23 protein-coding genes and 1 other RNA gene are annotated in these 23,466 nt (G+C 37.7%); 12 read left to right on the forward strand and 12 right to left on the reverse strand.

Going from position 1 to position 23,466, the window contains the following annotated elements; translation table 11 throughout:
- Window positions 1–9 precede the first annotated feature (9 nt).
- Window positions 10–123: non-coding RNA, 6S RNA (ssrS, locus tag LB454_RS04175), on the forward strand.
- 44 nt (window positions 124–167) lie between these two features.
- Entirely contained in the window at window positions 168–1,730 is a 1,563-nt protein-coding gene (gene rny, locus LB454_RS04180) for a ribonuclease Y (protein WP_224463366.1), read from the forward strand.
- A gap of 71 nt (window positions 1,731–1,801) precedes the next feature.
- On the opposite strand, the gene LB454_RS04185 is transcribed toward rny, so the two are convergent.
- The gene (locus tag LB454_RS04185; protein ID WP_224463367.1) at window positions 1,802–2,221 is read right to left on the reverse strand and encodes a nucleoside-diphosphate kinase; all 420 of its coding nucleotides are present in this window, start codon (window positions 2,219–2,221) and stop codon (window positions 1,802–1,804) included.
- A 63-nt stretch (window positions 2,222–2,284) separates the two neighbouring features.
- Window positions 2,285–3,346, reverse strand: a complete 1,062-nt coding sequence (locus LB454_RS04190; RefSeq protein WP_224463368.1) for an alkaline phosphatase D family protein — start codon at window positions 3,344–3,346, stop codon at window positions 2,285–2,287.
- A gap of 72 nt (window positions 3,347–3,418) precedes the next feature.
- Between LB454_RS04190 and LB454_RS04195 the strand changes: the two genes are divergently transcribed.
- From LB454_RS04195 to LB454_RS04210, 4 genes are read left to right on the forward strand one after another with little or no spacing between them, the layout of a single operon-like run.
- Complete coding sequence (locus LB454_RS04195) at window positions 3,419–4,432, forward strand: DHH family phosphoesterase (RefSeq protein ID WP_224463369.1); 1,014 nt, start codon at window positions 3,419–3,421, stop codon at window positions 4,430–4,432.
- Window positions 4,429–4,971 carry a gliding motility-associated peptidyl-prolyl isomerase GldI gene (gldI, locus tag LB454_RS04200; protein WP_224463370.1) on the forward strand — a complete coding sequence of 181 codons (543 nt, stop codon included), beginning with the start codon at window positions 4,429–4,431 and terminating at the stop codon, window positions 4,969–4,971. Before LB454_RS04195 ends, gldI begins: the two co-directional genes overlap by 4 nt.
- Before the next feature lie 12 nt (window positions 4,972–4,983).
- The gene (locus LB454_RS04205) at window positions 4,984–6,030 is read left to right on the forward strand and encodes a peptidylprolyl isomerase (RefSeq protein WP_224463371.1); all 1,047 of its coding nucleotides are present in this window, start codon (window positions 4,984–4,986) and stop codon (window positions 6,028–6,030) included.
- Between the two features lie 53 nt (window positions 6,031–6,083).
- The gene (locus LB454_RS04210) at window positions 6,084–7,166 is read left to right on the forward strand and encodes a peptidylprolyl isomerase (protein ID WP_224463372.1); all 1,083 of its coding nucleotides are present in this window, start codon (window positions 6,084–6,086) and stop codon (window positions 7,164–7,166) included.
- Between the two features lie 56 nt (window positions 7,167–7,222).
- Here LB454_RS04210 and LB454_RS04215 read toward each other — a convergent pair whose 3' ends face one another.
- A complete protein-coding gene (locus LB454_RS04215) occupies window positions 7,223–7,411 on the reverse strand; it encodes a CsbD family protein (protein ID WP_224463373.1) in 189 nt (62 codons plus the stop codon).
- 224 nt (window positions 7,412–7,635) lie between these two features.
- On the opposite strand from LB454_RS04215, the gene LB454_RS04220 reads away from it, so the two are divergent.
- The gene (locus LB454_RS04220; protein ID WP_224463873.1) at window positions 7,636–8,577 is read left to right on the forward strand and encodes an esterase-like activity of phytase family protein; all 942 of its coding nucleotides are present in this window, start codon (window positions 7,636–7,638) and stop codon (window positions 8,575–8,577) included.
- On the forward strand, window positions 8,578–9,165 hold the full coding sequence (locus LB454_RS04225) for a histidine phosphatase family protein (RefSeq protein ID WP_224463374.1): 588 nt from the start codon (window positions 8,578–8,580) through the stop codon (window positions 9,163–9,165).
- Here the strand turns inward: LB454_RS04225 and LB454_RS04230 are convergent.
- Complete coding sequence (locus LB454_RS04230) at window positions 9,143–9,889, reverse strand: DUF6503 family protein (RefSeq protein ID WP_224463375.1); 747 nt, start codon at window positions 9,887–9,889, stop codon at window positions 9,143–9,145. The genes LB454_RS04225 and LB454_RS04230 overlap by 23 nt on opposite strands.
- Before the next feature lie 87 nt (window positions 9,890–9,976).
- Here LB454_RS04230 and smpB point away from each other — a divergent pair, with 87 nt between their 5' ends.
- Together smpB and LB454_RS04240 are read left to right on the forward strand one after the other, a co-directional pair.
- Window positions 9,977–10,441 carry an SsrA-binding protein SmpB gene (gene smpB, locus LB454_RS04235; protein ID WP_224463874.1) on the forward strand — a complete coding sequence of 155 codons (465 nt, stop codon included), beginning with the start codon at window positions 9,977–9,979 and terminating at the stop codon, window positions 10,439–10,441.
- 20 nt (window positions 10,442–10,461) lie between these two features.
- On the forward strand, window positions 10,462–12,936 hold the full coding sequence (locus LB454_RS04240) for a DUF5686 and carboxypeptidase regulatory-like domain-containing protein (protein ID WP_224463376.1): 2,475 nt from the start codon (window positions 10,462–10,464) through the stop codon (window positions 12,934–12,936).
- Window positions 12,937–13,637: 701 nt separating this feature from the next.
- Here LB454_RS04240 and LB454_RS04245 read toward each other — a convergent pair.
- The 8 genes from LB454_RS04245 to LB454_RS04280 all read right to left on the reverse strand — a co-directional run bounded on the left by LB454_RS04245 (window position 13,638) and on the right by LB454_RS04280 (window position 21,275).
- Window positions 13,638–14,279, reverse strand: coding sequence for a protein-L-isoaspartate(D-aspartate) O-methyltransferase (locus LB454_RS04245; RefSeq protein WP_224463377.1), 642 nt, complete (start codon window positions 14,277–14,279; stop codon window positions 13,638–13,640).
- Between the two features lie 118 nt (window positions 14,280–14,397).
- Complete coding sequence (locus tag LB454_RS04250; protein ID WP_224463378.1) at window positions 14,398–15,516, reverse strand: porin; 1,119 nt, start codon at window positions 15,514–15,516, stop codon at window positions 14,398–14,400.
- A gap of 2 nt (window positions 15,517–15,518) precedes the next feature.
- Complete coding sequence (locus tag LB454_RS04255) at window positions 15,519–16,211, reverse strand: potassium channel family protein (protein WP_322962841.1); 693 nt, start codon at window positions 16,209–16,211, stop codon at window positions 15,519–15,521.
- A complete protein-coding gene (locus LB454_RS04260; protein WP_224463380.1) occupies window positions 16,211–17,770 on the reverse strand; it encodes a TrkH family potassium uptake protein in 1,560 nt (519 codons plus the stop codon). Before LB454_RS04260 ends, LB454_RS04255 begins: the two co-directional genes overlap by 1 nt.
- Before the next feature lie 4 nt (window positions 17,771–17,774).
- A complete protein-coding gene (locus LB454_RS04265) occupies window positions 17,775–18,116 on the reverse strand; it encodes a hypothetical protein (protein WP_224463381.1) in 342 nt (113 codons plus the stop codon).
- 148 nt (window positions 18,117–18,264) lie between these two features.
- Entirely contained in the window at window positions 18,265–18,942 is a 678-nt protein-coding gene (locus LB454_RS04270) for a response regulator (RefSeq protein WP_224463382.1), read from the reverse strand.
- 1 nt (window position 18,943) lies between these two features.
- Window positions 18,944–20,017 carry a sensor histidine kinase gene (locus LB454_RS04275; RefSeq protein WP_224463383.1) on the reverse strand — a complete coding sequence of 358 codons (1,074 nt, stop codon included), beginning with the start codon at window positions 20,015–20,017 and terminating at the stop codon, window positions 18,944–18,946.
- Window positions 20,018–20,066: 49 nt separating this feature from the next.
- Entirely contained in the window at window positions 20,067–21,275 is a 1,209-nt protein-coding gene (locus tag LB454_RS04280; protein ID WP_224463384.1) for an amidohydrolase family protein, read from the reverse strand.
- A gap of 310 nt (window positions 21,276–21,585) precedes the next feature.
- Here LB454_RS04280 and LB454_RS04285 point away from each other — a divergent pair, with 310 nt between their 5' ends.
- Together LB454_RS04285 and LB454_RS04290 are read left to right on the forward strand one after the other, a co-directional pair.
- Window positions 21,586–22,551, forward strand: coding sequence for a Gfo/Idh/MocA family protein (locus tag LB454_RS04285; RefSeq protein ID WP_224463385.1), 966 nt, complete (start codon window positions 21,586–21,588; stop codon window positions 22,549–22,551).
- A 21-nt stretch (window positions 22,552–22,572) separates the two neighbouring features.
- Complete coding sequence (locus LB454_RS04290; RefSeq protein WP_224463386.1) at window positions 22,573–23,463, forward strand: 3-hydroxyacyl-CoA dehydrogenase family protein; 891 nt, start codon at window positions 22,573–22,575, stop codon at window positions 23,461–23,463.
- Window positions 23,464–23,466 lie beyond the last annotated feature (3 nt).

Raw genomic sequence — 23,466 nt, forward strand, 5'->3', positions numbered from 1 at the left:
TTTTGATAAACTCAACATTTACTAATTAAAAAGGGTGAGTTTCAGTTGCTAAAGCAAGCCGCCACTTCGGTGCAGCGGATCCTTGATCAGCTGAGTATCCCTAAACCTGTTTACACGGAGTTTTATACAAAACTAGGCTAATACAGGCTTTTTTTATATATACAATTATGGAAATTACATTTATTATAATAGCAGCAATTGCAGGACTTATCATAGGATTTGTCATATCTAAAACCATTGACAGCAAAAGCGCAACAGGCACTTTAAAAAATGCTGAAAAAGAAGCTGAAAAAATAATAAGAGAAGCTGAAAAAGAAGGAGAAAGCGTCAAAAAAGACAAAATCCTTCAGGCCAAAGAAAAATTTATTGAGCTAAAATCTGAGCATGAAAAAGTTATACTCTCCAGAGATCAGAAAATAAGCGAAGCAGAAAAAAGGACGAAAGACAAAGAATCTCAGGTTTCTAACGAGTTGTCCAAAAACAAAAAACTGAACGCAGAACTCGACGAGAAGCTTAAGGACTACACTTACAGAACGGAATATTTAGAAAAAAGACAAGAAGAAATTGATAAAATTCTTCAACGGAAAATTAACCAACTTGAAGTTTTAAGCGGTTTAAGTGCAGATGAGGCCAAGGCTCAACTTATGGAATCGCTTAAGGAAACAGCAAAAGCTGAGGCCATGCAGATGATACAGGATACTGTAGAAGAAGCGAAATTGACGGCACAGCAGGAAGCCAAGAAAATTGTCATTAACACCATACAGAGAGTTGGTACAGAAGAAGCGATAGACAATTGTGTCTCTGTGTTCAACCTGGAAAGCGATGATGTAAAGGGAAGAATTATAGGTCGTGAAGGTCGTAATATCCGCGCCATTGAAGCCGCTACTGGAGTAGAAATAATCGTGGATGATACTCCGGAAGCTATTATCCTATCCTGCTTCGATTCAATACGTCGTGAAGTAGCGAGATTATCCCTTCATAAATTGGTCACAGATGGAAGGATTCACCCGGCCAGAATCGAAGAAGTGGTCAAAAAAACCAGAAAAGCAATTGACGAAGAAATTATTGATATAGGTAAAAGAACCATTATCGACCTAGGTATTCATGGACTACATCCTGAACTTGTAAAAATGGTAGGTCGAATGAAATACAGATCCTCTTATGGTCAAAATCTTCTACAACACTCCAGAGAAGTTGCCAAACTTTGTGGCATCATGGCTTCAGAACTTGGCCTTAATCCAAAACTGGCTAAACGTGCAGGTTTACTTCACGATATTGGTAAAGTTCCTGAAACGGAAACAGAACTTCCTCACGCCATCCTTGGTATGCAATGGGCAGAAAAATATGGTGAGAAGCCAGAGATTTGCAATGCTATAGGTGCTCACCACGACGAGGTGGAAATGACATCATTGCTTTCTCCAGTCGTTCAGGTTTGTGACGCGATAAGCGGAGCTAGACCAGGCGCGAGAAGACAAGTCTTAGATTCTTACGTCAAACGACTCAAAGATCTTGAAGACATTGCCTTTGGGTTTGGCGGTGTGAAGAAAGCCTACGCCATACAAGCGGGTAGAGAATTGAGAGTCATCGTAGAGAGTGAAAAAGTTACCGACGAGAAAGCCTCTGCTTTATCTTTTGAAATTTCTCAAAAAATTCAAACGGATATGACGTATCCAGGTCAGGTAAAAGTGACTGTTATTCGCGAAACACGCGCGATTAATATTGCAAAATAACCTAAACCTAACTCATAAAAAAAAGGCTGTTCCAAATGGAACAGCCTTTTTTTGTTTTTTGTAAGATCAGATTAAAACTGCTCTCTGCCTGAAAAGTGGAAGTTACTCTCTATAGTAGCATTTTCATCACTATCACTTCCGTGGATAGCATTTTCACTGATAGAAGTCGCGTATAATTTACGTATTGTACCTTCTGCTGCTTCTTCCGGATTGGTGGCGCCAATTAAAGTTCTGAAATCATCTACAGCATTTTCCTTTTCAAGAATAGCAGCGACGATAGGTCCACTTGTCATATAGTCTACAAGCTCCCCGTAGAACGGACGTTCTTTATGAACTTCATAAAAAGCTTTAGCATCATTTTCTGTCATGTGCGTCATTTTAAGCGCCACAATTTTAAAACCTGAACCTGTAATTTGTTTTAGGATATCACCAATGTAGCCCTTAGATACTGCATCTGGCTTAAGCATTGTGAATGTTTTAGTTCCTGCCATCGTAATGTTATTTTTATTTTGAGTGCAAAAGTAAACATTTTCTAAGGACTTTGGGTAACCGCCTCATTCTTGAAAATCCAGCCTTAAATTCTGTAATACACGACCGTCTTCGGTGGATTTGATATTCAATTCAGCTTGTTGTGTTTCAAAGTTCAAATCTACTGTTCCATAGCTGGTCTCAGCAACCACCTCACCTACTCTGTAAGAATTCGGCTCTCCGTCATACGATGAATACGAATGCGTCAAACCACTTGAAGTGAAATCAGTTAAAGGATAATTCATTCCTTCACTATTTTTCTGAGAAAATTCTGAAATATGTCGATCTCCACTTAATATCAAAATATTGTTGAGTTCATATTCTTCAAGCAAATTTTGCATTTTTTCAACCTCGTGAGGAAAATTTCCCCAGGATTCAAAACCATGTTCACTAGACAAAAACTGAATACTGCTCACGATGATGTTATAATGAGAATCTGAGGTTTTGAATTCTTGCTCCAACCAGTCCCATTGCTCCTTTCCTAGCAAAGTGGAATCTTTGGAAGTATGGGGCTGATAACGTTTATCTGAGTTTTCAGCATCAATCAACCCCTCTCTAAAATAACGTGTATCCAACAGATAAAATTTGATACGTTTATCTCCAACCTCAATAACTTTAGATTGGTAAGTCCCACCTCTACTAGCCATAGCATGAGTAGAATCGATATCCAAAAAATCCATATATAATTTCTTAGCTTCATCTCTATACTCCCATTCTTTACCTGCATCATTCTTGCCGTAATCATGATCATCCCAAACTCCAATTGGAGCATTTGGCAGACTGGAAACGAAAGCAGTATAGTGTTCGTTGGTTTTTTGAGTTTGGTACATAGATTCCATCAATTCCATATCCGGTGTATCGGCATATATATTATCGCCTCCCCAAATGAATATATCTGCAGAATCTTTTTGAATGACCGACCAATAGTCTTGAGGTTTATCTTGCCGGTTGCAGCTACCCAAAGCTATTCTGAAGCTTGTTTTCTGTTCTTTTTGAATTTTTTCTTCTGAATTTTTTTCTTCTGAATTTGATTTGCAGGACAATACTGAAATAAAAACAACAACTGAAAGCCAATATGTATTTCTCATGATTAAATATTTTAGGCAAATCTAGAAATTCCAGTGTTATTGCATTATTAAGAATTTGTACATTTGAGTCCTATGAGAAAAAATACAATTTCTGGGCTCAAAAGCCAATTAGATTCAAATTCAAACGTGTGCATCATTGGTCATAAAAATCCAGACGGAGATGCCTTGGGATCTACCCTAGGTCTTTCTTTATTTTTGAAAGAACTTGGAATATCTTCTCAAGTTATCATGCCTAACGGATTTCCAGATTTTCTCAAATGGTTGCCGGGCATAGATAAAGTTCTATGCTACGATACTGATAAAGAAGAGTGTGAGAAGCAATTAAACGATTCGGATGTTATCTTTACTTTAGATTTCAATCATCTAGGCAGAACAGGAGACCTTGGAGATTTCCTTGTCAAATTAGACACCACATTCGTCATGATAGATCACCATCAGGAACCTGCAGACTACGCTTCTTACATGCTATCAGACACTTCTATTGCATCCACTTGTGAACTTGTATACGAGTATATAACGACAGACTACTCAGAAAAAAGGCTTACAGCAGAAATTGCAAGTTGCTTATATACAGGAATCATGACGGATACTGGATCTTTTAGGTTTCCATCTACAACTAGCAAAACCCACAGAATTATTGCAGACTTGATTGATGCTGGTGCAAATAACAGTCAGATTCATCAAAATACGTTTGATAACAATGCAGTAAGTAGACTTCACTTACTCGGTAAAGCGCTTCAGAATTTAAAAGTACTTGAAAATTTAAGCACAGCCTATATTTACTTATCTCAGGAAGACTTAAATCAAAATGGATTTAAAAAAGGAGATACTGAAGGTTTTGTAAATTATGCATTATCCCTAAAAGGAATTAAATTTGCTGTGATATTCATCGAACATAAAGCAGAAAACATCATTAAAATATCTTTCCGATCCATTGGAAATTTTGACGTGAATACGTTTGCAAGAACGCACTATAATGGTGGCGGGCATAAAAATGCAGCAGGTGGAAAAAGCGATTTGGACCTAAATTCGACTTTGGTAGAATTTGAAAACATATTAAATACATACAAAGAAGAACTCATATGAAGTCGATACTATATTTAGTGTTTTTTCTATTCTTGCTGCAAGGATGTAAATCACCTGAACCAAGAAAACCAATTAGCAGGGCTTCCGAAAGTTTTACAACCAAGTCTTTGAAAATGAACAAGGCTATCGTTAAAAAGGAAGAATCTTATATTCAAGAGCTTATTGAAAAAGATTCTGTAAATAAGTATATATCATCTGCAGATGGATTTTGGTATTACTACCACAATCAAAATAAAAAAGATAGCCTTACCCCCAAATTTGGTGACGAAGTAGAGTTCAATTATAACTTGCTCACGTTACAAGGAGACACCATATACTCCAGAGAAGAATTAGGGGAAAGGGCTTATGTCATCGACAAAGAAGAAATATTTACAGGTCTTCGCCAGGGCTTAAAATTGATGAAAGAAGGCGAAACTGTTACTTTTTTGTTTCCCTCTCACCAAGCTTACGGCTATTATGGAGATAATGATAAAATTGGAACCCACGTAGCTTTAAAAGCTACAGTCACTTTAAACGAAATTAAACCCGAAACTGAATAAAAATCACTTACAATGAAAACATTAAAATTATCACTTATCGCTTTAGCAGGACTGCTAATCTACAGTTGCTCATCACAATATCCCGATTTGGAAGATGGCTTATATGCTGAATTTAAAACCTCTGAGGGAGATTTTGTTACAGAACTAAATTATGAAGAAGTCCCAATGACAGTAGGAAACTTTGTTGCGTTAGCTGAAGGTGAACATCCTGGAGTTGATGAAAAATATGAAGGAAAGAAATTCTACGATAGCATTACATTTCATAGAATTATAGACGGATTTATGATTCAAGGTGGAGATCCGGAAGGAAGCGGACAAGGTGGTCCAGGTTATAAATTTGCAGATGAGACAGACTCAACTTTGACTCATTCCAAGGGAGTTTTATCAATGGCTAACGCTGGCCCAAATACCAATGGCAGCCAGTTCTTTATTACATTAACTGAAACACCTCATCTCAATGGAAAACACAGTGTTTTTGGGAACTTGGTTGTAGGTGAAGCAGTTGTGGATAGCATTGGTAAAGTTGAAACCAAAAAACCAGGAGACAAGCCGGTGGAAGATGTGGTTATTGAAACCATAAATATCATTAGAAAAGGTGGTGATGCTAAAAAGTTTGATGCAGTAGAAGCTTATAAAAAAGGAATCGAAAAAGCCGAAGAAGCAGAAAAAGAAGCTATAGCTGAAAGAGAAAAACAACTTCAAGAAGCTAGTGAAGGATTTGACGAGACAGAAAGTGGATTACGCTATAATGTAACAGAAGAAAATCCAAATGGCACTTCTCCATCTACTGGCGATAAAGTAAAAGTCCATTACACTGGTTATCTTTTAGATGGAACTAAGTTTGATTCTTCATTAGATAGAGATCAGCCTATAGAATTTGCTGTGGGAACTGGTAGAGTTATTCCTGGCTGGGATGAAGGTATTATGTTACTCAAAACTGGGGAGAAAGCTGAGTTAGTGATTCCATCAGAATTGGCTTACGGCGCGAGACAGACCGGACCAATTCCCCCAAATTCAGTTCTCAAGTTTGAAGTTGAACTTCTGGAAGTCAATAAGTAATAGTCAAACTATACCATAATCCCTCAAAAGTGTCTCTTAATAAATTGAATACTATGAAATTACCTAATTTATTTTTGGTTGCCTCATCAATTTTAATGACGATTGGCTGTTCTTCAAAATATGCGGAATTAGAAGATGGACTTTATGCAGAATTCAAAACTTCAAAAGGAGATTTTGTAGCACAGCTTCATTATGAAGACATCCCCATGACGGTTGGTAATTTTGTAGCACTAGCAGAAGGTGTTCACCCGATGACAGAAAAGCGCTACAGTGACAAACCGCTATACGATAGCTTGATATTTCATAGAGTTATCAAAGACTTCATTATACAGGGTGGTGATCCCAGAGGAACAGGGCAAGGCGGCCCAGGATTTAAATTTCCAGACGAAACCGATGGTAATTATACCCACGATGACAAAGGGGTGTTATCCATGGCCAATAGTGATGGTCAGGATACAAAAGCACCTTTCGGGAACTCAGGAGAGACTAATGGGAGTCAGTTCTTTATAACCCTGAGAGCAACTCCGCATCTTGACGGTTTACATACGGTTTTTGGTAAAGTAGTTAAAAACCAAGAAGTCGTAGATGCCATTGGCGAAGTAGAAACTGGCGGGCGGGACAGACCTGTGGATAAAGTGTACATCGAAAAGGTAAACATTATTCGCAAAGGTAGTGCAGCCGAAAACTTTGATGCAGTTGAGGCATTCAAAAGCGGTATGGATGCTCACCAAAGTAAGTTGAAAAAAGAAGCTGAAGAAAGAGAAGCAATACTAAAAGAACTATCTGAAGGCTTTGTAGAAACCGAAAGCGGCTTGAGATATAAAATCGAGAAAAGCATTAAAAATGGAGTTTCTCCTAAACCTGGCGATATTGTAAAGGTCCATTACAATGGGTTCCTAACCGATAATACCAAATTTGACTCCTCTTACGATAGAGGCGAACCTATCGAATTTGAGTTGGGTGCTGGTCGGGTTATCCCTGGTTGGGATGAAGGGCTTCAACTTCTTAAGGGAGGAGAAAAAGCAAGGTTTATCATTCCTCCTCACCTTTCTTATAATGAAAGAGCAGCCGGCCCTATTCCGCCCTACTCTATTTTAATTTTTGATGTTGAACTGGTAGAAGTCAACAAGAAGTAAAAAACAAAGCCCCGCTTCTATTGAAACGGGGCTTATTTATTTAAAGAAAAAAATCACTAGAAATTATTGATTTCTTTTTCAAGCTCTTCCTTTGTTTTGCCAGTTTTAGCTTGTAGTTTACCTAGCATTTCTTCAAATTTTCCTTCTGAATATTGTAAATCGTCATCAGAAATATGCTCTGCATATTTTTGTTTTAACTTACCTTTATTCTCTTTGAATTTTCCTTCTAATTGATCTAAGTTCATAATATTATGTTTTATTGTTACTATATTCAATTTACTTCACAATCCTATATTAAATGTTAATTACTTCCTATTTAACTCAACTTTGCAGAATTATTTTGATTTCGCTAATCCTCGCAAGTTGCAGCACTTCTAAGTCATTGTAAGAACAAACCTACAAAATTGAGTTCCTCGATGAATATCTAATTCCCTCAGGTTTTGAATTTAAAAACGAAACCTACGGCGGGATTTCTGGCATAGATTACAAAGACGGACGACTCCTCATGATCAACGATTCCCCGTCCAATCCACTTATCTTTTCAGCTGAATTTAATCTCGTTGACTCCAAGTTGGATACGTTGATCTTTACTTCTGTAGTAAAGCTGGAAAAAGATGCTTTTTTTGAAGAAAACGCTTTGGACATGGAGTCTATTCGCTTTGATGTTGAAGATTATTTGATTTCTACTGAAGGGAATATCGACAAAGGATTACCGCCAAAGCTATTTAAAGTAACTTCCGAAGGCGAATTCCTAAAAGACTATCCGTTACCGGACTATTTTTTACCTGAAGGAGAAAATCAACCCAGACACAATGGCGTCTTTGAAGGATTGAGCATGAGCACAACTTCTCATGGATTTTGGTTTGCCAATGAGCTCCCTTTGGTAGAAGATGGCAAAGCCCCAAAACTTTACTCTACAGATTCTCCCATTCGGTTGAGTTATTTTGATAGAGAAGCCAACGCGATCACTCGCCAATACGCCATGGATCTGGACAGGATTACCAAAGTTCCACTTCTCCCCTTTGCGATCAACGGACTAACTGAAATCTTACAAATTGAAAAGGAAACATTTTTAGTACTGGAGCGATCGTATTCAGCAGGCCATAAAAGTCAGGGCAATAAGGTCAAACTCTTTCTCCTCGACATCAGTGAGGCAACAGATATTCAAAATACTCAACAACTCAAAAACACATCAAAAGACATCACTTACGCCAAAAAAAGTCTGGTATTTGACTTCAAAAGCATCAAATCAAAGTTGACGGATAAGATTATTGATAACCTGGAGGGCTTGTGTTTTGGACCGAGTTTACCTAATGGAAACAAGACCTTAATCATTGCATCAGACGATAATTTTAGTAGTTTTGGCCCACAGCTCAATCAATTTATTGTTTTAGAATTAATAGAAAATTAAATGAAATCTCTATCACTTTTCGGTTTACTACTTAGCATTGTATTATTGACTTCTTGTCAACAGTCCAAAGATCATAACTTTCAATTTGACATTCCTGAAGGAAAAGAACCACAAGCCACAACATATTATTTTGTAAGACATGCCGAAAAAGACACGACAGATTCTAATAATAAAGACCCGCAACTTACAGAGGAAGGCATACGTAGAGCCAATTATCTAGCGACCTATTTTTCAGATAAAGAATTGGATCTGTTTTATTCTACAGACTTTAGCCGAACCATCCAAACCTTGATTCCGACTATTCACCAATTTAAAGGTGATATTCAAAGTTATGAGGCGTCAAGAGATACTTTATTTCATCAAGAATTCTGGAAAACCACTTATGGTAAGAATGTGCTTGTGGTTGGACACAGCAATACCAGCCCAAGGTTTGTTAACGAAATTCTATCTAAAAACAAGTATGACGATCTGGATGAAAGCAACTACGACGTATTTTTCAAAGTTAGCATCGATGAGGACCTAAACGCTAAAGATTCATTGATAACTAAAAAAGTTCCAGAAGACTTTAGTTACAATCAAGATGGATAGGAGATAGTTTGATGTCTTCATTTTCGATTAATGACAACAACTCAACTTGATCTTGATCGTACATCTGCCCTATATTTTCGAGATCTTTGGTCTTTTCTTTAGGCTTATAATTTTCGTAATCCTGAAACACTACCCCATCAATGACTCTCCTGTTGATAGCTTTTCTAAAACGCAAACCGCCACCATTAACCAGGAAACTGTAGGCAAGGTAATCCATAGAAAAATCTTCAGTATTGAACCAGTAGATATACACATCTTCAAAATCGACGCCGCCGCCATTTTTTGAAAAAGTCACTTTCAGCTTGTAATAGGAGTCATCGTCAATTTCTTCGGCACCAAGATCGGTTAAGTTGACGGCCTCGTCCTTCAGCCGTAAAGGAAGCTGCATGAAGTAATGAACCGAGTTCACCGATTCGTAGTATTTAAAGGCTGTTGTATCTGCAAGATTGACTACAGAATCGTTTTTATAACGGGTAAGCTCATCTTTGAAAAGCACGTCTCTGATGGGCTCAACTTTAGACTCACGTTCCAGTTTCAATCCGTCGCAGGTTGGTGTAGAGCTGTAGTTATAGTTTCTAAAGGCAAATTCCAGAGCATTGTTATCGAGTTTAGTTTTGTTGGAATACGCAATCGCATGATCGACAATTTCATCAGCAGTAAGTTTAGAATTAGAGTCTTGACAACCTAGGAGAGTTAAAATAAAAAAACCAAAAAGATATTTCATGAATTGTATAATTTATAGATAAACATTAGTCGTAGCTTCCTTCTATCCTTTCAAAAGTCTTATTTTTGAATGAATTATTTCAACGCTATGGTCAAAAATAAAGTCAACATAAAGAACAAAAAAGCAAGATTTCAATATGAAATTCTGGACAAATATACGGCTGGAATTGTTTTAGCGGGTACCGAAATCAAGTCGATTCGAGAAGGAAAAGCCAATATTGCTGAAAGCTTTTGCGAATTCAATGATAAAGGTGAATTATTTGTGATCAATATGGATATTCAGGAATATTCTCATGCCACCCATTTCAACCATAAGGCCAAAAATGCCAGAAAGCTTTTATTGAATAAGCAGGAGCTAAAAAAACTGTACAAAGAAGTCAAAAACACCGGATTGACGATCATTCCTCTTCGACTTTTCTTAAACGACAGAGGCTTTGCCAAGCTACAAATTGCCTTGTGCAAGGGTAAAAAATTACACGATAAGCGTGAAACTATTAAAGACCGCGACACCAAACGTAAGCTTAACAGAATCAATAAAACTTACAACACCTAAGTATTCTCTAACCTGACTAAATGAAACACCAACTTCTCCTCCTGTCTTTTTTATTCTGTTCAATTGTATGCCAGTCTCAAATCACTGGTAAAGTAACTGATACTGAAAATTCTCCCTTGCAAAACGTCAACGTTTATGTAGAAGGCACCTTCAACGGAACCACGACCAATGCCAACGGTGAATTCAAAATTGACATTGACGCGTCCAAAAAACAGGTTTTAGTCTTTAAATTCTTAGGATTTGAAACTGTAAACAAAACTGTTGCTGAAGATGACAACTATTTAGAAATTCAACTCACCGAAAAAGTGACGAGTCTGGATGATGTGGTGATTAGCAACAATGAAGATCCTGCTTATGCGATCATCAGAAAAGCCATAGCTCAACGCAAGGAAAATCTGGCTAAAATCAAAGAATACAAAGCCGAATTTTATTCTAAAGGGATTTGGGAAATTCAAAATGCACCAGAAAAAATTCTTGGCCAGGAAGTGGGCGACCTAGGCGGTGGCTTGGATTCCACCAGAAGTGGTATGGTCTATTTAAGCGAAACGGTTTCCAAAATCGCTTACCAAGCCCCCAATCGATTCAAAGAAAATGTAATGGCCTCCAAAGTGAGTGGAAACGACCGAGGCTTTAGTTTTAATTCTGCTGAAGAGTTTAATTTTTCAGTTTACGAAAATACCTTGGACCTTGGAAACAATTTAGTCTCCCCTATCGCTAATTTCGCCATGAATTACTACGATTATGAGTTGGTGGGAACCTTTTATGAGAATGATAGATTTCTGGTCAATAAAATTAAAGTCATTCCAAAACGACCAAATGATGCCGTCTTCAGCGGACATATTTACATTCTGGAAGACACCTGGGAAGTGTATGGTGTAGAGTTGAAAACCACTGGAAAATCCCTCCAGATTGAGGTGATTGAAGAAATCAACCTCAACCAGACGTTCAGTTACAGTGAAGATAACGCGTTTTGGGTACTGATCTCGCAGGACATCTCCTTTAGCTGGGGCATTTTTGGTATTTCTGGAGGAGGGAATTTTGTTGCGTCATACAAGGATTATGACTTTAACCCGAATCTTACCAAAAAGGATTTCAGCAATGCTATCATCGTTTTTGACAAGGAAGCCAATACCAAGGACAGTTTGTTCTGGGAGAAAAACAGGCCAGTTCCATTAACGGAACTAGAACTTAAGGATTACAGCTTCAAAGACAGCATCCAAACCCTCAAGAATTCTCAAGCTTACAAAGATTCTGTAGATACTGCCAGAAACAAATTCAGCGTAACCGATCCAATTTTCGGGTATTCCTGGCAAAACTCAACGACCAATCGTGAGGCAGGATTTGCAGGACTCACCAACCTCAATTACAATACGGTACAAGGCTTTAATTTGAAATCCAATATCCATTTTAGACAAAAAGACACCGCAGGAACCTATCGCCAATTCTGGGAAGCAAGAGCCTTTTTGGATTATGGGTTTTCCGAAGAAAAACTGAGAGCCTACGGACAATTCACCAAAAAGTTTAATAATTTTTCAAAACCCTTTTTAAGTCTATCTGGTGGAACTAAAGTGGAGGAAATCAATTCTACCAATCCTATAAATGAGCGTTTATCTTCGATAGCTTCTGTCTTTTTTGAAAGAAATTATCTAAAACTTTACGAGAAAGTATTTGGTAAAGCTACTTATAGTCAGGAGGTTATAAATGGATTACGGATGAGTGCTAGCCTGGAGTTTGAAAGACGACGCGCCTTGACCAACTCCACCAATTCACCGCTAATAAGCAACAGTAATGGCGGGTTCACAGCCAATAATCCGTTGGCTCCAGAAGCTTTTGGTTCTTTGCTATTCCCCTCACATAATATCGGAAAATTTCAACTTGCAGGACGTGTCAATTTTGACCAAAAGTACATAGAAACCCCCAACGGAAAGTACGATACCTACAGTAACCGTTTTCCTGTATTGAGTTTTAGTTATGAAAAAGGATTTGCTTCAGACATCTCTGATTTTAATTACGATCTCATAAAAGCCAGACTTACGCAAACCAAGACCATTTCCAGATTTGGTGAGCTGGGTTATAGTTTAAACGGCGGCTTGTTTTTCAATGCGGAGAACATCTCCTTTTTGGATTTTAAACATTTTAATGGCAATCAAACCAGAGTGGGTACTTCCAGCACTTACCTCAACCAGTTTAACCTTCTGCCGTATTACGAATTGTCTACCAATTCAGATTACGCCGATGTGCATCTGGAACATAACTTCAAAGGTTACGTTCTGAATAAAATCCCCTTACTCAATCGGCTGAACTACAATATGGTAATTGGTGCCAAAAGTTTATTTACCGATGCCAACAAACCTTATTCAGAATTTTCTGTTGGCTTGGATAATTTAGGATTTGGTCAGTTTAGATTTTTCAGATTAGATTATGTCAAGCCTTATCAGGATGGATGGCAAAGCGGTGCTTTTGTATTTGGAATTAAACTGCTGGATGCGTTATAGAATCGTATAGCATGTTTTTCTTGTCATTCTGAGTATCAAAGGTATTAGTTATTAGATAATAGGTTTTAGGAAATGTATTTTGGGTATTTAAGTTAAGAAGTCAAATTAAAAAATACTTCAGTATTTAGCACTCAATGTTCTGTATTTGGTATATATCAAGTGATTTGTTCTCGACTTCGCTCAAACTTGAAACAAGGACGTTTTTGAGTTACTTTAACTTTGTGACCTCTGTGACTTTGTGGTGAATTAGTTTTGAGACAAGAGACAAATTAAAAAATACTTCAGTATTTAATATTCGATATTCTGTATTCAATATTTATCTTACAATTTGTTCTCGACTTAGCTCGAACTTGAAACAAGGATGTTTTTGAGTTACTTTAACTTTGTGACCTCTGTGACTTTGTGGTGGATTAGTTTTGAGACAAGAGACAAATTAAAAAATACTTCAGTATTTAATATTCGATGTTCTGTATTCAATATTTATCTTACAGTTTGTTCTCGACTTCGCTCGAACTTCAAACAGTGCAGGAATAATTAATTAAAAAATCTCTAAAATCAACGCAAAGATTCCTCATCGAAGCTGAAAAGGCTTCTCTTTCTGAATTACAAGAGAGAGTTCTTATCTTAATTTTCTTAGCCTTATTCTTAGCGCTCTCTGAGTAAAAAAGAGAACCTACAGTATTTATATCATTCTCATAAAACTAATTCTTATCCTCCAACAAGGGCACAAACCGAAACTCACCAAAGGTTTCCTTTTGGAATTTAGTAGCTGAAGTTCTCTTTAGCAAGGTCATAATTTGTGGATCTTCACCAACGGGAATCACCAGCCTGCCTCCTACTTTAAGTTGAGATAAAAGCGGTTTTGGAATAAACGGCGCTCCAGCGGTAACAATGATTTTATCGAAAGGAGAATAGTCTGGCAAGCCTTTATATCCGTCTCCAAAACTCATAAATTTTGGTCTGTAACCGAGTTGCTGAAGAAAATTTTTCGTTTTCTTATAGAGTTTTTGCTGACGTTCTATCGTGTAAACCTTGGCTCCGAGTTCGCATAACACCGCCGCCTGATAACCACTCCCCGTCCCTACTTCCAAAACAGATTCTCCAGACTTCACCTGAAGTAGTTCAGTTTGAAAAGCTACGGTGTAGGGTTGAGAAATAGTCTGTCCAGCGGCAATAGGAAAAGCTTTATCCTGGTAGGCGTGGTCTTCAAAACTACTGTCCATAAACAAGTGCCTAGGTATAGCATTGATGGCATTTAGCACCTTTTCATCTTTAATACCTTTTTCCCGAATCAATTCTACCAATAATTTGCGTTTGCCTTGCTGTCTGTAACTGTCTTCCAAGTGCTTAGGTTTTGATCTGTTTTTCAGTAAAATTAGAAAAAAATTGATGTAAAAAACCACGGACTAAGCTTTTCTAGGCATTAAATCCAAAAGCTCAAAAACTTACCTCAGCTACTCCCTAGTTACTTACCAATTCCGAAAATTTGATCGCGATAGAAGCTGCTACAAAAAAATTGATCTGACTTGAACCCGAGTCGGTTTCAAAAATGGGATCTTGACTGTTCAGCAATCGGCTCTCCACTCTACAGACGATTGATTTTGCAGGAGAGTAGTCCAGGTTTAATGAAAACCCACTGGTTTTAAACCCATTCAAAGAGTTAGTTGGTATAATGACTCCTTCTTGATCTTGGTAGTATTCAGCCCGGAAGGCCGTTTTCCATTGTTCATCTAAAGTTAATTGACCAATAAGAACTGGACTTAACCAGAAGTCATAAGCTGAACTCCCTCTCGCTTCCTGTTGGGCTCCAAGATCAAAACCAGCGATGAGTTCAAATTTATCACTCACTTGAAATTGCCCGTAAAGGTTATTGAAATAACGCATGCGTCTTGTAGCATCTGGATCGTCTGTGCCTATAAAGGTACTCCAGTTGAAGCTCAAGTTATCGGTAGGACTGTAATTCACTTGCGTTCCAAAAGACAGCAGCGAATTACCTTCCAGTCGCTGAATGCGTTGCCATCCATTCACAACTAAAGCTGCTAACTCCCATTTTTCATCCGGGTTGTAAGTCAGTTTTGCTCCAGTCAAAAAATAAGGTGAATTTTCAGCCAATAAAGATCTGGTCAGCGTCATATTATCCATAGAAATGGCACTTTCAAAGCCAATATGCGAAGGAAGTACACCAGCATCCAGCCATAGATTGTTTTCAGAACTCAGTGAAATTCCTACATTGGCTTCAAAGATATTTTTTAAAAGTCCGGGCTCGGCCGCATAGTTATCGTTAGCATAAGTTCCCGTTTGCAAAGCAAAATTGGCTCTGTATTTTTCATGATTCAGCTTCAGCTGAACCAAACCTAGGTTCAGATTGAATTCGTTGTGACGGTTGTGGTTAAACAAAAACGGCTGGCGCTGGGTTCCTTGAGGCTGATTAAAATCGTACACATAAAAAATATCTGCAAAACCAGATAGGCTTAATTCTGGTTTCTTTTCCCAACTTTTAGCATCATCCGTTTGGCTGGACCCAGTTAACGAGCTAAAAACAAAACAAAGAGCTAAAAGGAATTGATTAAAAATTTTCATACTTATATTTTTTTTCCAAAAAGGTTTGAAACCTCTGTGACTTTATTGCTTTTAGAAAGTACTACGACCACATCACCTTCTTTTATGCGAACATCTCCATCGGGGATGATAATATCATTATCTCGCTTTATGATCACAATAAGTGAGTCTTTAGGTAAGATTTTTTCCTCATTTAGTTCTTTAATCAAACGATTAGAAATTTTTGAGTTTATTTCCACCTTTAATTCCAGGATTTCAAAACCATCTCCCAAATCTAAAAATTCTTTTACATTCGGACCTTGAACAGTTCTGTATAAATATTTCCCATTCAAACGAAAAGGACTTTCTACGGTATCTGTTCCCATTTGCTCAAAAACAGGTAAGTGTTCTTCGTTATTAACAGAACTCACCAGACGTTTTACTCCAAGTTGTTTGGCGAGTAAGATAACCAGAGAGTTTACTGCGTCATCATTGGTAGTGACAACAATTGCGTCAGCTTTTTCAGCTTTTACTTCTTTAAGGGCTTCAATGCTTGTAGCATCGGCATGAATGACTACACAGTCAAAATGAGTTGCAGCCCATTCAGCAGTAGTTTTATCTTTCTCAATAACAAAGACATCGTGGTTATCTTTCACTGCAGCTTCGATAACATGTTTTCCTGTTCTTCCAGAACCTATGATAATAATATGCATAATTTTAGTATTTAGTTTTAAGATTAAATAATTCTTGGTTTAGTGCCGTAGATGAGAACCCTTAAAAGGACTAAGACGGGTATAATTTCAATTCTTCCTGCCCACATTTGAAAAATATAAATGCTTTCTAAGATTGGTGACATAGAAGGGTCTGTAATACCAGAACTCAAGCCTACTGTACCTTGAGCGGAGGCAGCTTCAAAAATAGCATCAGATAGAGTGAAGTCACCATTCATAAAATAAAGCGTGAATAATGTGGATGAAAAGACAAATAAAATATAGATAAAGGTGAATATTCCTGCTCTAGCCAATTCTGAATTCATTTCCCTTGGAAGCAGTAGTTTGTGATTAAATTTTACGGCTTTTACCGCATCTTTTGGGAAGAATATTTTATTGATGTGCCAGCGAAGTCCCTTTTGAAGTAGTAAAGCGCGAATAATTTTAATACCCCCAACGGTACCACCTGCAGATCCACCTATAATCATAGCTGCTGCTACAATAAACAGTACAGATAAATCATCCCAGGCTCCGATATCTGAAGTTTGCCAGCCAGTGGTAGTAAGCGCACTCACAAATTGAAATACACCTTCTCTAAAAGGATGGTCTACGACTTCTGAGTGCATCAAAAATAAAGAGAGAACCACACCGCCAATAATAGAAGCAATGATGATAGAACGGGTTTGAATATCATCCCATAGTTCACCTATTTTACGCTGAAAAAGAAAACGGTAGAAAAAGGGTATAGATAAACCACCAAGCAGCATAGGTAAAATAAAAAGTATTTCCATGTTGACAGATTCATAACCTGCGATACTATCGTCCAATACACTAAATCCCCCTGTCGATTGACCTGTCAAGGCATTATTGACAGCATCAAAAATATTTTCTGCAAGCGGGTAATCTGGTAATATGAAATGCGTACCAATACCTATATAGACTATCATTGCTATAGTGACAAAAAAGTAGACTTTCCAAATGGCTCTAGCGGTCTGTATCACGTTTGTCCTAAGTTTGGTTCCGCTAGCTTCAGAGCCATACAATAAAACAGCTCCATGACCAGGCAATGATTTGAACACCGCCAGAGACATGACGATAAAGCCAGCACCACCCACCCACTGGGAGAAAGAGCGATAAAAAAGCATGGCTTTTCCAACAGAGGGTTCGTGATAAGCCATGGTAAGTCCTGTGGTAGTGAACGCACTTGTGCTTTCAAAAAGGCAGTGAAGAGGATTTCTGAAGTTTAAAAGACTGGATGTGTAGTCTTGGCCAACGGGAACAAATTCCTGCATGACTGCTAAGGGTGTGATCCAAGCTATAAGTAAATAAGGAAGTGCCCCAAAAATCATAATCATCAACCATCCTGTGGCAGCAATAGCCAATGAATGCTTATACTTAGGTTCCTCAGTATTTTTTAGAAGGCGATACACTAAATACCCTAGAAGGGTTGTTAAAGTTCCGGCTATTAAAAAACCAGCGAGAGAATACCATTCCTGATAAATAATTGCGACAACAGAAGGCACTATCATGACTAATCCTAATATGATTTGAAGGCTAGCAATCTGTTTAATAAATGTTTTATACATAATCCTAGAGTTCTGCTTCAACTTTGTCTTGAAGCGATGTTAAATCGACTAAGAGAAGATTGAATAGTTGAGTTAAGTTTTGAGAATTTTGAAGGTTGTGTTGTGCATCAGAATAGGTTCTGAGTTGCTTAACATGCTCTATCATTAAACCAAATTTTGATTCTAAAAGGGTTTGAGAAGGAGATTCTAGAGCCTTATTCATCATATTATTGAGAACTTGTCCGCTTTCTAGAAGTTCCTTAGACTGATGATGATTTTCATGCAAAGCTTTTTTAAGCAAATTGATTTTATTAAATACACCTAAAATCAATTTTGTAGTTTCCTTATCTATTTTGAAATGATCCATATGCTGAATAAATATTCATTTTTGATTACGAATACAAAGTTCAGACGAAATGGATATATGAAAAATTAAGGTTTATTGAAGTTATATAAAGATTTTATAAAGAGGAATAAAATGAAAATAACACTTTTGATTTTTGAAGTAAAACCTCCTATTGAAAACGGTAACCTACACCACTTTCAGTAATAAGATGCTGCGGGTTATTGGGGTTGTCTTCAATTTTTTTTCTTAGGCTCCCAACAAAAACTCTCAAGTATTGGGTCTCGGTTTGGTAGCTATACCCCCAAACTTCTTTAAGCAAATATTGATGCGTTAATACTTTGCCTTCGTTTTTAGCAAATAAAGCAAGTAGATTATACTCGGTTGACGTGAGTTTTATCATTTCATCTTTTCTTTTTACAATGCGCCCAACTAAATCGATCTCAACATCTCCGCAAATAAGTGTAGACTCATTCTTTGTATTTTGATTTCGTCTAATAGCAGATCGGATCCTGGCTAAAAGCTCACCAGTCCTAAAAGGTTTAGTTAAGTAGTCTGTCGCACCATTGTCTAGAGCAGACACAATATCAGATTCATTGTCTTGGACCGAAAGAATTATAATTGGCTTGTTATACCATCCTCTTAATTCAGACAAAACTTCGTGACCACTCATATCTGGTAAACCAATGTCAAGCAAAATCAGATCTGGAGGATGACTTGCAGACAAAACCACGCCTTCTTTTCCTGTGCTGGCTTGTACTACTTTATAATTATTGCTTTCCAAATTTATTTGAAGCAACTTCCTTATTTGTGGTTCATCGTCGATAATAAGTATTTCAGCTTTATTCATTTCAAGTGTTGAGATTTTTTGAAAATTCACATGGGATCTTTACTGTAAAACGAGCCCCGCCTTCTTTCAGGTTATCTAAAATAACCAAACCCTTCATAGCTTCAGTGAAGCCTTTCACGATGGAAAGTCCTAATCCTGTTCCTCCTGTTGCGGTATGATTTAATCGATAAAATTTATCAAAGACATAATCAATTTCATTTTTCGGAAAGCCTTTGCCATTATCTGAAACTTCAATGAAACAATGCGTCAAATTATGATCTATTTGAATTTTAATTGTCGACCCTTTTGGCGTATGTTGTAACGAATTATGAACAAGGTTATATAGAACTTGCTCAACTAAACCACTATCCAGTTTAAATAAGGGTAAATTTTCATTCGGTTCAAATTTAATCTGATGGTGAGCTGCATCATCTTTATTGTCTTTGATAACAGAAAACACAAGCTCATTTAGATCACACCAGTCTTCTTTAGGTTGAATAAAACCTGCTTCTAGCCTACTCATGCTAAGTAAGTTTTCAACTTGTCGGTTCAGGCGAAAACTTGCAATTTCGATTTCTGAATACAGTTCGTTTTGATTTTCTTTTGAAAGCTGTGTGTTGTTATCTTTGATAGTGTCTATGGCACCAATAATCGTCGATATAGGCGTTCTCAATTCATGAGATAATGAATTAAGCAAGGTATTGTATAGTTGGATGGCTTTGGCTTTTTCTTCTTCCAGGCGCTCCTTTTGTTCAAACTGCCGAATTTTGTAGGTCAAAACAGCATTGATGGAAGCAATGACAAAGTACATTAAGAACATCAACGCATCTTCTGGCGTAGCAATTCGCCAGGTCAAAATTGGTGGTATAAAAAAGAAGTTCCAGATTAATGCGCTTAGCAAAGCAGAGAGCATTACTGGCAGAATATCAAAAAGAATAGCGTTAAGAGAAACTACGAGAAGTAATATAAGCGCAACGGTTCTATAACCGATGAATTCAACAGATAAAAAACACAATATGGAAGTGATTACTATGAGTAAAACACTAATCAAATATTGATTTTTCTTAGAATATTTTCGAGTTCGAAGTAAATCCAATTTTTATTTCAAATTTAGTTATTGAATTATAAAGATTGTGTAAAGATTTTTATTCTGCTACGTTTCGATAAACCTTCCCGCCTTTCATGACAAAAACAATAGTTTCGATGCTGTTGACGAAATCCTTTGAAAGGTTGCCTTTTACAGCAATAATATCTGCATTGGCACCTGGAATTAGCTGACCAATTTCATTTTCTTTTTTTAAATGAACGGCTGAAATATAGGTTGCAGACTGCAAAATATCCAGCGGAGACATTCCAGCTTCATAGTAAGTTCTAAACATATCCTGAGAAGATTGCCCACGAGTAGTCCCTATGTCAGTATAGTTATCAGATCCTGCCACGATAGGCACATTAAGCTGAATAGCTTTAGACAATCTATTTTCCATAGCTTGAAGGTATTTGTTTATCCACGGTAACTCCTCACCAGAACTGTGCCCGAGGAGTTGAGCATAGGTATTCATATAAGCTCGACTATTTTCGGTAGGAACTAGAAAAATATTCTTTTCAGCCATTTTGGTTAAGGTAGAATCAGCGATATTAAACCCGTGTTCAATACCATCAACGCCGGCTTCCACAGCATTCCAAGCGGAAGCATTGGTGACACAATGCGCAGTAACCGTAAGCTTGTGTGAATGGGCCGTTTGCACGATTGCTTTCATTTCCTCGACAGATAAAACAGTATTGTTTGGGAGATTATCTGCACAAATTTTGATAAGGTCTACATTTTGATTCACGTGCTCTCGAACAGCGTTTTTCGCATCGTCAACACTTTTGATAATACGGTATTCCAGATCAATCAAGTCTTGATGCTGTGGAGACACCCCATAAATCTGCCCTCCAGCGGCGCCCATAATAGGACCAGAAGCAAAGATGCGCGGCCCAGCTACTGTTCCTTCTTCTATAGCGTCTCTCAATGCTACATCCAAGAAAAGTCCTGAATTCCCTAAATCTTTGATGCTGGTAATTCCTACGTCTAAATAAGATTTAGCCCTTTTAAATCCCCGCAAAGCTCTCAAGGCATCGGTTTCCATCATGAGAGATTTCACACTGTGTTCGGCAAAATCCTCACTTGCTTCTTGAGAAAATAACACATGCGTGTGAGCATCTATCAATCCTGGAAGAACTGTATAATCTGATAAATCAATAAATTCAACGTCATCCGGAACCTCTATAAAGTCTTCAACAGAATTGATTTTAGAGCCCTGCACGTGAATCCATTTGTTTTCTACAAGCGCATTGGTCTTGCTATCATACATAGTGCCCGCCTTAATAAAAATATCGTTTTCTTGAGCAAGCAAACTAGATTGAAAGCAAATCAGAATAAGACATATTTGAATAATAATCGTGTAACTTTTCATGGTCATGACTGGAATTGATTCTTCCTTATAAAACTAAACTTTTATTTTATAAGTCAAGTCCTGCTGATTTATATTGCAACCTATGCTGCTGAGCATTTTATAATCAGTAGCCGAAGTATTCGTAAAATCTAAAAGAAATCCTATAAGACTTCAGGGAGTTCAGTTTACTGAAAAAGAAATGTTACTTTTGTGTAAAATCATACTATTTATGCTAAAAGTCGGCGTTTTGGGAGCAGGACATCTCGGTAAAATTCACCTGAGATTGCTCAATGAATCCAAAAAATATACCTTCGTTGGGTTTCACGATACCAATAAAACTCATGCCTTAGCCATTGAAAAAGAATTTGGCTATCCTTACTTTGAAAACTACGAGGATTTACTCAAGGAAGTAGACGTGATCGATATCGTTACGCCCACGACCTATCATTATAAAACCGCCGAACAAGCCATAAAAGCTGGTGTGCATTTATTTGTTGAAAAGCCCATCACCTCTACGGTTGAAGAAGCTGAAAGCTTGATTGAACTTGCCAAAAACTATAAGGTTAAAGGCCAGGTAGGACATGTGGAGCGATTTAATCCCGCCTTTAGAGCGGCGATTGATAAAATTGACAACCCCATGTTTATTGAGTCTCACAGACTGGCAGAATTTAATCCTCGGGGAACGGATGTGCCGGTTGTGTTAGACCTGATGATTCACGACATCGACGCCATTTTGAGTGTGGTCAAGTCCAAAGTGAAAAACATCAACGCCAGCGGAGTTGCTATCATTTCTGAAACTCCAGATATTGCCAATGCCAGAATTCAATTTGAAAATGGCTGTGTGGCCAATTTAACCGCCAGCAGAATTTCGTTGAAGAACATGCGTAAATCTCGTTTTTTCCAAAGAGACGCATACGTATCTGTTGATTTTCTTGAAAAAGTGACGGAAGTCGTAAAAATGAAAGACGCCCCCAAAGAGCCAGATGATTTTGCTATGATTCTCCAGAATGCGGAGGGCGTAAAAAAACAAATCTATTTTGATAATCCTGAAATCGAAACCAACAACGCCATATTGGATGAGTTGGAGACCTTTGCAGAGGCTATCGAAAACGACACCACGCCGATTGTGACTTTAGAGCAAGGTACAGAAGCTTTACGGGTGGCGATGCAAATCATAAAAGCATTTGATAACTAAAAATTTCAAAATATAAAATTCATGAAACATATTTCAATTATAGGAGCAGGAACCATGGGAAACGGTATTGCACACACCTTCGCCCAATTCGATTATAAAGTCAACTTAATCGATGTTTCTAAAGACAGCTTAGACAAAGGAATTGCGACCATCACGAGAAATTTAGACCGTATGGTGAGCAAAGAAAAAATAAGTGAAGAGGACAAAAAAAGAACATTAGCCAACCTTACCACCTTTACGAGTCTAGCTGATGGAGCCAAAAACGCTGACTTGGTGGTGGAAGCGGCGACAGAAAATGAAAGCATCAAGCTGGATATCTTCAGAGAACTGGATAAAATTTGTCCTGTTGAAGCTATTTTGGCTACCAATACAAGTTCCATTCCGATTACTAAAATTGCCGCAGTTACTGGCAGACCAAAACAAGTGATTGGCATGCACTTTATGAATCCTGTACCAATCATGAAATTGGTAGAAATCATTAGAGGTTACAACACCAGTGATGAGATCACTAACACCGTTGTAGAATTGGCTAAAAAGCTAGGTAAAGTTCCAACGGAAGTCAACGACTATCCAGGATTTGTAGCCAATCGCATTTTGATGCCGATGATCAACGAGGCCGTTGAAACCTTATACAACAATGTAGCGGGGGTTCAAGAAATTGACACCGTCATGAAACTGGGTATGGCTCACCCGATGGGCCCACTACAGTTAGCAGATTTCATCGGATTGGACGTTTGTCTTTCCATCCTTGAAGTCATGTACGACGGTTTTAAAAACCCTAAATACGCGCCCTGCCCACTGCTAGTCAATATGGTAAGAGCTGGCAAACTAGGTGTGAAATCTGGTGAAGGCTTCTACGACTACAGCGAAAGTAAAAAGGCAGAAAAAGTATCTTCACAATTTGTATCCTAAGAC

The organism is Psychroflexus montanilacus (assembly GCF_020164535.1).
GTDB lineage: Bacteria > Bacteroidota > Bacteroidia > Flavobacteriales > Flavobacteriaceae > Psychroflexus > Psychroflexus montanilacus.

Coding starts and splice junctions, on each gene's coding strand:
- LB454_RS04260 (WP_224463380.1), bottom strand. CDS start 17,770: ATGTATAAAACATTTATTAAACAGATTGCTAGCCTTCAAATCATATTA.
- gldI (WP_224463370.1), top strand. CDS start 4,429: ATGAAGTCGATACTATATTTAGTGTTTTTTCTATTCTTGCTGCAAGGA.
- LB454_RS04230 (WP_224463375.1), bottom strand. CDS start 9,889: ATGAAATATCTTTTTGGTTTTTTTATTTTAACTCTCCTAGGTTGTCAA.
- LB454_RS04205 (WP_224463371.1), top strand. CDS start 4,984: ATGAAAACATTAAAATTATCACTTATCGCTTTAGCAGGACTGCTAATC.
- LB454_RS04195 (WP_224463369.1), top strand. CDS start 3,419: ATGAGAAAAAATACAATTTCTGGGCTCAAAAGCCAATTAGATTCAAAT.
- LB454_RS04215 (WP_224463373.1), bottom strand. CDS start 7,411: ATGAACTTAGATCAATTAGAAGGAAAATTCAAAGAGAATAAAGGTAAG.
- LB454_RS04285 (WP_224463385.1), top strand. CDS start 21,586: ATGCTAAAAGTCGGCGTTTTGGGAGCAGGACATCTCGGTAAAATTCAC.
- rny (WP_224463366.1), top strand. CDS start 168: ATGGAAATTACATTTATTATAATAGCAGCAATTGCAGGACTTATCATA.
- LB454_RS04190 (WP_224463368.1), bottom strand. CDS start 3,346: ATGAGAAATACATATTGGCTTTCAGTTGTTGTTTTTATTTCAGTATTG.
- LB454_RS04270 (WP_224463382.1), bottom strand. CDS start 18,942: ATGAATAAAGCTGAAATACTTATTATCGACGATGAACCACAAATAAGG.
- LB454_RS04240 (WP_224463376.1), top strand. CDS start 10,462: ATGAAACACCAACTTCTCCTCCTGTCTTTTTTATTCTGTTCAATTGTA.
- LB454_RS04185 (WP_224463367.1), bottom strand. CDS start 2,221: ATGGCAGGAACTAAAACATTCACAATGCTTAAGCCAGATGCAGTATCT.
- LB454_RS04280 (WP_224463384.1), bottom strand. CDS start 21,275: ATGTATGATAGCAAGACCAATGCGCTTGTAGAAAACAAATGGATTCAC.
- LB454_RS04290 (WP_224463386.1), top strand. CDS start 22,573: ATGAAACATATTTCAATTATAGGAGCAGGAACCATGGGAAACGGTATT.
- smpB (WP_224463874.1), top strand. CDS start 9,977: ATGGTCAAAAATAAAGTCAACATAAAGAACAAAAAAGCAAGATTTCAA.
- LB454_RS04225 (WP_224463374.1), top strand. CDS start 8,578: ATGAAATCTCTATCACTTTTCGGTTTACTACTTAGCATTGTATTATTG.
- LB454_RS04250 (WP_224463378.1), bottom strand. CDS start 15,516: ATGAAAATTTTTAATCAATTCCTTTTAGCTCTTTGTTTTGTTTTTAGC.
- LB454_RS04265 (WP_224463381.1), bottom strand. CDS start 18,116: ATGGATCATTTCAAAATAGATAAGGAAACTACAAAATTGATTTTAGGT.
- LB454_RS04210 (WP_224463372.1), top strand. CDS start 6,084: ATGAAATTACCTAATTTATTTTTGGTTGCCTCATCAATTTTAATGACG.